Source organism: Streptomyces murinus (assembly GCF_002154555.1).
GTDB classification, from domain to species: Bacteria; Actinomycetota; Actinomycetes; order Streptomycetales; family Streptomycetaceae; genus Streptomyces; species Streptomyces murinus.
This window is the reverse complement of the sequence record NZ_MUNF01000253.1, coordinates 1-6,972: the sequence shown is the minus strand read 5'-3', so window position 1 is coordinate 6,972 and position 6,972 is coordinate 1. Positions and strand designations below refer to the sequence as shown.

Annotated in this window: 8 protein-coding genes; 4 read left to right on the top strand and 4 right to left on the bottom strand. The window is 70.5% G+C overall.

Going from position 1 to position 6,972, the window contains the following annotated elements:
- On the top strand, window positions 1-166 hold a 166-nt coding region (locus tag CCN72_RS16980), incomplete at its 5' end, for a PspC domain-containing protein (RefSeq protein ID WP_086808253.1).
- 68 nt (window positions 167-234) lie between these two features.
- On the opposite strand, the gene CCN72_RS16975 is transcribed toward CCN72_RS16980, so the two are convergent.
- The 3 genes from CCN72_RS16975 to CCN72_RS16965 form a co-directional block, all read right to left on the bottom strand.
- Window positions 235-543 carry an ATP-binding protein gene (locus CCN72_RS16975; RefSeq protein WP_086808252.1) on the bottom strand — a complete coding sequence of 103 codons (309 nt, stop codon included), beginning with the start codon at window positions 541-543 and terminating at the stop codon, window positions 235-237.
- 143 nt (window positions 544-686) lie between these two features.
- Entirely contained in the window at window positions 687-1,874 is a 1,188-nt protein-coding gene (locus tag CCN72_RS16970) for an adenosine deaminase (protein ID WP_086808251.1), read from the bottom strand.
- Between the two features lie 87 nt (window positions 1,875-1,961).
- Entirely contained in the window at window positions 1,962-3,284 is a 1,323-nt protein-coding gene (locus tag CCN72_RS16965) for an RNA-guided endonuclease InsQ/TnpB family protein (protein WP_244174268.1), read from the bottom strand.
- 221 nt (window positions 3,285-3,505) lie between these two features.
- On the opposite strand from CCN72_RS16965, the gene CCN72_RS16960 reads away from it, so the two are divergent.
- A complete protein-coding gene (locus CCN72_RS16960) occupies window positions 3,506-4,270 on the top strand; it encodes an alpha/beta hydrolase family protein (RefSeq protein ID WP_086808250.1) in 765 nt (254 codons plus the stop codon).
- Window positions 4,271-4,293: 23 nt separating this feature from the next.
- On the opposite strand, the gene CCN72_RS16955 is transcribed toward CCN72_RS16960, so the two are convergent.
- A complete protein-coding gene (locus CCN72_RS16955; protein ID WP_086808249.1) occupies window positions 4,294-5,247 on the bottom strand; it encodes a LysR family transcriptional regulator in 954 nt (317 codons plus the stop codon).
- A gap of 62 nt (window positions 5,248-5,309) precedes the next feature.
- Here CCN72_RS16955 and CCN72_RS16950 point away from each other — a divergent pair, with 62 nt between their 5' ends.
- Window positions 5,310-6,587 (top strand): MFS transporter, encoded by a 1,278-nt coding sequence (locus CCN72_RS16950; protein WP_086808248.1) that lies wholly within the window; start codon window positions 5,310-5,312, stop codon window positions 6,585-6,587.
- Between the two features lie 227 nt (window positions 6,588-6,814).
- Window positions 6,815-6,972, top strand: a 158-nt coding sequence (locus CCN72_RS16945) for a sigma factor (RefSeq protein WP_279630251.1), incomplete at its 3' end; no start/stop codon positions are given.

The following is a 6,972-nucleotide window of genomic DNA, read 5'->3' as shown; positions in this document are numbered from 1 at the left end:
CGGCGGAGTGTGCGCGGGCCTGGCCCGCCGCTTCGGCACCTCCGCGACCACGATGCGCGTGATCTTCGTGCTGTCCTGTCTGCTGCCGGGCCCTCAGTTCCTGCTCTACATAGCCCTGTGGATCCTGCTGCCGTCCGAGGACAAGGCCCGCGCCTCCAGCTGGTGACACACCACGCCGCCGGGGCGCTCCGGTCGGATCCGGAACACACCGGCGGCGTCGGGACGGTGGTGGCGTCAGCCGAGCGGGAGCCCGTTGACACCCATGCCGTGGGTGGGCAGGCCGGTGCTGCCGAGCGGCAGTCCACCGAGCAGCCCGGTCGGCCCCTGCGCGAGCACCCGCTGCACGGCCGGCTTCGCGGCGGCCACACCGGAGGCCACGGCACCCTGCCCCTGGGTGAGCGCCTCGACGGTCCCCGGCAGCGCCTTGGTGACCTGCGTGGTGTCGGGAGCGGCGGGAGCGGCGTTGGCGGCACCCGCGCCGACGGCGGCGAAGGCGGCACCGAGGGCGGCGACACCGAGGGTCTTGACGGCAGACTGCTTCATGGTAAATGCGTCCTTGAATGCGGAGACGGAAAACTTCAGGAGCGGTCCATGACCGTAAACGCGCCGCACCCCGACCCGCAAACACCGAAATGCGAACACCTGGTGAAAGCGTGTCCGCATTCCGCACCGCGAGAGGCCGCCGCCTACCCCTCGGAACTCACAGAACCGCTGGTGGGAGGCGTCTGCTGAAACAGCCATTCGGATTTCAGTTCGGCATATCCGGGCTTGATGACGTCATTGATCATGGCAAGGCGTTCATCGAAAGGAATGAACGCTGATTTCATCCCATTGACAGAGAACCATTGGAGGTCGTCGAGCGTATAACCGAACGCGTCGACAAGATGCTCGAACTCCTGGCTCATGCTGGTGTGCGACATAAGACGATTGTCGGTATTAACCGTGGCCCGGAACAGAAGCTTGCGCAGCAGTCCGATCGGATGCTCGGCGTAGGAGGGCGCGGCCCCCGTCTGAAGGTTGGAACTGGGGCACAGCTCCAGCGGGATCCGCTTGTCCCGGACGTACGACGCGAGCCGCCCGAGCCGCACCGACCCGTCCGGCCGGACCTCGATGTCGTCGATGATCCGCACCCCGTGCCCGAGCCGGTCGGCGCCGCACCATTGCAGCGCCTGCCAGATGGAGGGCAGTCCGAAGGCCTCTCCGGCGTGGATGGTGAAGTGGTTGTTCTCGCGCTTGAGGTACTCGAAGGCGTCCAGGTGCCGGGTGGGCGGGTGCCCGGCCTCGGCACCGGCGATGTCGAAGCCGACGACGCCGGAGTCCCGGTAGCGGTTGGCGAGTTCGGCGATCTCCAGGGAGCGGGCCGCGTGCCGCATGGCGGTGAGCAGGGCGCCGACCCGGATCCGGTGCCCGTTCTCCCGGGCGAGCCGCTCCCCCTGCCGGAACCCCTCGTTGACCGCCTCGACGACCTCTTCCAGGGTCAGCCCCTGCTCCAGGTGCTGCTCGGGCGCGTACCGCACCTCGGCGTAGACCACCCCGTCCTCGGCGAGGTCCTCGGCACACTCCCGGGCGACCCGGACGAGGGACTCCCGGGTCTGCATCACGCCGACGGTGTGCCGGAAGGTCTCCAGATAGCGCTCCAAGGACCCGGAGTCGGCGGCCTCCTGGAACCAGATCCCCAGCTTGTCGGGATCGGTCTCGGGAAGCTCCGGGTACCCGCTGTCCCGGGCGAGTTCGACGACGGTCCCGGGCCGCAGCCCGCCGTCCAGATGATCGTGCAGCAGAACCTTGGGCGCCCGGCGGATCTGGTCCGGCGTCGGTACATGCCCCGGCACATTCGCCGGAACGGTCCCCTTCGGTGCAGTCTGGCTCGTCATTTCCGCACTGTACTGCCTACGCGCGTAGAAAGCTCCGGCACCGCAGCCGGACACGGCCGGACGTTTTCCGCCTGCTTTCCGTCCTCTTTACGTCGAGACCCAACGGTGACCGCGTGGACGGGTTTCGTACACCGTGGCTTCTGACACTGTTCTGTCGTGACCCCACCCACGCGCCACCGCGCGAGCTTCCCGCATCGGTGGCTGTGCCACGTCGCGGAGGGCCGGCCCGGCCCTGTTGAGGACGTTCGCCGCGCCGACATGGTCCGCGTTCGCGGTGAAGCCGCATGCCGTGCAGTGGAACCTCGACCGGGTCACACGGTTCTCCTTCGCGACATGCTCGCAGCGGGGACACGTGCGGGATGTGCAGCGCGCGTCCACCGGGACCACGAGGCGACCGGCACTCTCAGCCTTGTCCGCCAGGATTCCCAGGAACTGCGCCCAACCCGCGTCGAGAATACGACGGTTGAGACCTGTCTTCGCGGCGGCGCCGTTCGGCAGGAAGGCGCCGGGCTTGTCGGGGTCGGCTCTGGGCGCGGGCGCCTTCGTCATGCCTGCCGTGTTGAGCCGTTCGTGCGCGATCGCGTCGTGGTCACGGACCAGCGTTCTCGCGGTCTTGTGGTGGAAGTCGAGCCGTTGACGCCGGATCTTGGCATACAGCCTGGCCACGCGGCGCGCTGCGGCCCGGTGTTTCTTGGTGCGCTGCCGGGTTCTTCCGGGGAATGTCGCCAGATGCCGCTGGGCCTTGGCCAGTTCCTCGGCTGCCGCGTCGAGGAACCCGGGATTGGCGATGTGCTCACCGACCGAGGTGGTCAGGAAGTGGGTGATCCCCATGTCGATGCCGATCGGACCGGCGGCGGGCGGGAGCGGTTTCGCGGGGACATCGTCGCAGGAGAGAACGGCGTACCAGCGGCTCCCCTCCCGTTTGACGGCTATGGTCTTCACTCGGCCTTCGACCGGCCGGTGCTGGTGGACGCGAATGTGGTCGATGCTCTGCAGTCGCACGCGTGTTTGTTGTTCGTGCGGGGTGGAGTTCCAGCGGCAGCCGTCCCCGTCCTTCGGGAAAATGACGGTGTCGAAGCGCCCGACTCCCTTGAAGCGCGGATAACCGGGCTTCTGCCCGGCCTTGACGCGGCGAAAGAACGCCTGGAATGCCTTGTCGAGGCGGCGCAGGGTCGCCTGCTGAGAGGAGAAGGACCAACGCCCCTGCCGCTCCGGGTCGAACGCCCGGATCTCCTTGAGCTGGGCGGACTGGTCCCCGTATCGAACGGTGGTCTTCGAGCCGTGCCGCCACGCGCCTCGGCGTTCCTGCAACGCGCCGTTGTACAGCGAGCAATGGTCTCGCAGCATCGCGTCCAGCATGACCGCCTGACGGGCTGTGGGCCGCAGGAGGAAACGGTAGGAGCGCATCACCGCTCGCCTCGCCGCTCGGCGTGCTCCCCGGCCTGCCACTTCGGATCGGGAGCAACCCTGGGGTTCGACGATTCCCGACGATCTCCTCTGACCACAACCAAGACGCTAGCAGTCCTGGCGGTAAGTCATATTCGATATGGGATTCCGCGCTGCTTCCCGGCGTGGCCGCTGATTCGATTCCCCCACCGGCCGAAGCCGGTGGTTTCCTCGAAGGGAGACTGATGGGACAGCAAGCAGCGCCGGTCCGAACGGCCGGGCTGGGCAAGGTGGTCGGGCCGGGGCCGGATTCGGTGTGTGGGGTGGTGCTGCTGCTGCCCGGCGGGGAGGAGGTGTCCGCGCGCAGGCCGTCCGTGGTGGGGGCGACGGCGTTCGTGCGCTCGCTGGGCCGGCGGTTCGTCCGTACCGGAAAGGGCGAGGGCCTGGCCGTACACACCGTCCGCTACCGGTACCGGGGGTGGAACGGCAGCGAGGCGCATCTGGCCGCCGACGCGGAGTGGGCGGCGGACGAGGTCGTACGGCGGTACGGGGATGTCCCGGTGTGCCTGGTCGGCGTCGGCATGGGTGGCCGGGCGGCGCTGCGGGCGGGCGGGCACGAGGCCGTCAACTCGGTGGTGGCGCTGGCCCCTTGGCTGCCAGAGGAGGACGTGGCCGCGCCCGCCGAGCCGGTGAAGCAGCTGGTGGGGCGGCGGGTGCTGATCGTGCACGGCACGAACGACGAGCGCAGCGACCCGGAGCTGTCGTTCCGGCTCGCGGCGCGGGCGAAGAAGGTGAACCGGGAGGTGTGCCGGTTCGAGGTGCACTCCGACGGGCACCGGCTGGGCGGTCACCGGGACGAAGTGGAGTGCCTGGCCGCCGACTTCATGCGGGGCGCGCTGTTCGGGCACCCGGTGTCCCGGCCGGTCGAGGACGCGCTGGCGGCGCCGCCGCCGATAGGGCTGCGGATGCCGCTGGCGGTGGGGTTCGGCAAGTCGCTGCGGCTGCGGTGAACCAGCGGGTCCCGCAACGGGGTTCAGGACGGGAGCAGGTTGCCCCTCCGCGACAGCAGGAACTTCTTGAAGGCGGCGACCGGTGGGGTGTCCGGGCGGTCGGCCGGCCAGGCGACGCCGATCTCGCGGACGGCGCGGGGCGCGGTGACGGACAGTTCCACCACGCCCGGCCGCGGCACCGTCGGCGGCGGCAGCAGCGCGACCCCGAGCCCGGCCGCGACCAGGCCCCGTAGCGTCTCGGCCTCCTCGCCCTCGAAGGCGATCCGGGGCGCGAATCCGGCCTCGCGGCACAGGGCGTCGGTGATACGGCGCAGTCCGTAGCCGGGTTCCAGGGTCACGAAGTTCTCCTCGGCCGCCTCGGCCAGCCGGATCCGGCGGCGCCCCGCGAGCGGATGGTCGGCGGGCACGACGAGGCGGAGTTTCTGTTCGTCCAGGCGGCGGACGACGAGGTCGGGGGCGTCCGGGACGGGTGAGGTCAGACAGAGGTCGAGGCGGCCGGCGCGCATGCCCTCCAGCATGGCCTCGCCGTAGTTCTGGACGAGGCTGAAGCGGATGCGCGGGTGCTCGGCGCGGAAGGCACCCAGCAGTCCGGGCACGGTCTCGGCGCCCATGGTGTGCAGAAACCCGAAGGCGACCTTGCCGGTGGCGGGGTCGGCGTCGGCGCGGACCTCCTCGGCGGCGCGTTCCACCTCGCCGAGGGCGCGTTCGACGGAGGCGAGGAAGGTGCGGCCCGCGGTGGTCAGGACGAGGGTGCGGCCGCGCCGGGCGAACAGTTCCACACCCAGGTCCTGCTCCAGGCGGGCCATCGCGCGGGAGAGGGTGGACTGGGGGACGTTCAGTTCCTGGGCGGCGCGGGTGACGTGCTCGTTGCGGGCCACGCCGGCGAAGTAGGCGAGGCGGGGCGCCAGCAACAGCGCCATGTCTTCTGTGTCACCGGATGGTGACAGGCGGGCCTGTGACCTCTGCTGATGCTCCATGGGAACGATTATGGCGATTCCATGCATTGGACGGATGAGAGGAGCGTCCTTACGGTCGAAGCATGTCTCCCGCCAGTACCGGGGCGTCCACCACCCTGGACGCCGCGTCCCCTGTCCTCACCCCCTCCTCCGACTCCCGGCTGACCCCGGGCGGCCCCGGCTACCGCCGGATGAGCTTCGCCCTCTTCCTCGCCGGGGTCGCGACCTTCGCGCTGCTGTACTCCACCCAGGCCCTGCTGCCGCTGATCTCCGACGACTTCGGGGTCGCGGCGAGCGAGGCGAGCTGGACGGTGGCGGCGGCGACCGGCGGGCTCGCGCTGTTCGTGCTGCCGATGAGCGCCCTGTCGGAGCGCTTCGGGCGTCGTACGGTGATGACGGCTTCGCTGGCGGTCGCGGTGGCCGTCGGCCTGCTGGTGCCCTTCGCGCCCTCGATCGGCGCGCTGGTGGCGCTGCGCGCGGTGCAGGGCGCGGCCCTCGCCGGGCTGCCCGCCTCGGCGCAGGCGTATCTGGCCGAGGAGGTGCGCCCGCGCGCGCTGGTCACGGCGATCGGCCTGTTCGTGGCGGGCAACAGCGTCGGCGGCATGAGCGGCCGGGTGATCACCGGCTGGGTGGCGCAGATGTGGGGCTGGCGGGTGTCGGTCGGGGTGATCGGGGTGATCGCGGTCGGGTGCGCGGTGGCGTTCCGGCTGCTGCTGCCGGCGCCGCGGCACTTCAAGGCGGGTTCGCTGCGCCCCCGGGTGCTGCTGGGCACGGTCCGTACGCATCTCTCGGACCCGCTGCTGCGCCGTCTGTACGCGATCGGCGCGCTGTTCATGACGGTGTTCGGCGGGGTGTACACGGTGATCGGCTACCGGCTGACGGGTGCGCCGTTCGGGCTGCCGCAGGGCATCGTGGGCTCGATCTTCCTGGTCTATCTGGTGGGCACGGTCTCGGCGTCCACGGCGGGCCGTCTGGTGGGCCGGCTCGGCCGCCGCGGCGCGCTGTATCTGGCGGGCGGTACGACGACGGCGGGGCTGCTGCTCTCCCTCGCCGCGTCCCTCCCGCTCGTCCTGCTCGGCCTGGTGCTGATCACCGCGGGCTTCTTCGCGGGCCACGCGGTCGCCTCCTCGGCCGTCAGCAAGACCGCCACCCACGGCCGCGCCCAGGCCTCCGCGCTCTACCAGTCCGCCTACTACATCGGCTCCAGCGTCGGCAGCACGGTGGGCGCGCTGGCCTTCCACGCGAACGGCTGGACGGGCACGGTGAGCGTCGGTCTCCTCGCGATCCTGGGTGTCGTAACCATCACGGTGCTGGGGTCACGGGCGGCGCGGGTGGCGGCCCGGCCGGTCGCGGCGCACTGAGCGTCCCGAAGCGTTTCGAACGGGTGAGGGGTACGGGCCGTACGGTCCCGTGCCCCTCATGTGCGTCCAGGGCCGATCACGGCCGGTCCCAGTCAGGCCCGATCCGGTCGTCTTCTGGCTCTTTCTTGCTCCTTCTTGCTCCGGCGGTCGTTGTCAGTGGGCTGCGATAGCTTGCGAAGTGCTGGGCGTGAAGGCGCGTACGGGACGGCCACAGGGGCGGGTGGGCGATGGGTGAGGACACGGCGACGGCGGGGATCGACGCCGCGCTGGAGAAGCACCGGACCGAGCTGACCGGGTACTGCTACCGGATGCTCGGCTCCTCCTTCGAGGCGGAGGACGCGGTGCAGGACACCCTGGTGCGGGCCTGGCGCGGACACGAGGGATT

Bases quoted from the DNA above. Each gene is read 5' to 3' on its own strand.
- CCN72_RS16975 (WP_086808252.1), bottom strand. From the start codon at position 543: ATGAAGCAGTCTGCCGTCAAGACCCTCGGTGTCGCCGCCCTCGGTGCC.
- CCN72_RS16970 (WP_086808251.1), bottom strand. From the start codon at position 1,874: ATGACGAGCCAGACTGCACCGAAGGGGACCGTTCCGGCGAATGTGCCG.
- CCN72_RS16950 (WP_086808248.1), top strand. From the start codon at position 5,310: ATGTCTCCCGCCAGTACCGGGGCGTCCACCACCCTGGACGCCGCGTCC.
- CCN72_RS16955 (WP_086808249.1), bottom strand. From the start codon at position 5,247: ATGGAGCATCAGCAGAGGTCACAGGCCCGCCTGTCACCATCCGGTGAC.
- CCN72_RS16960 (WP_086808250.1), top strand. From the start codon at position 3,506: ATGGGACAGCAAGCAGCGCCGGTCCGAACGGCCGGGCTGGGCAAGGTG.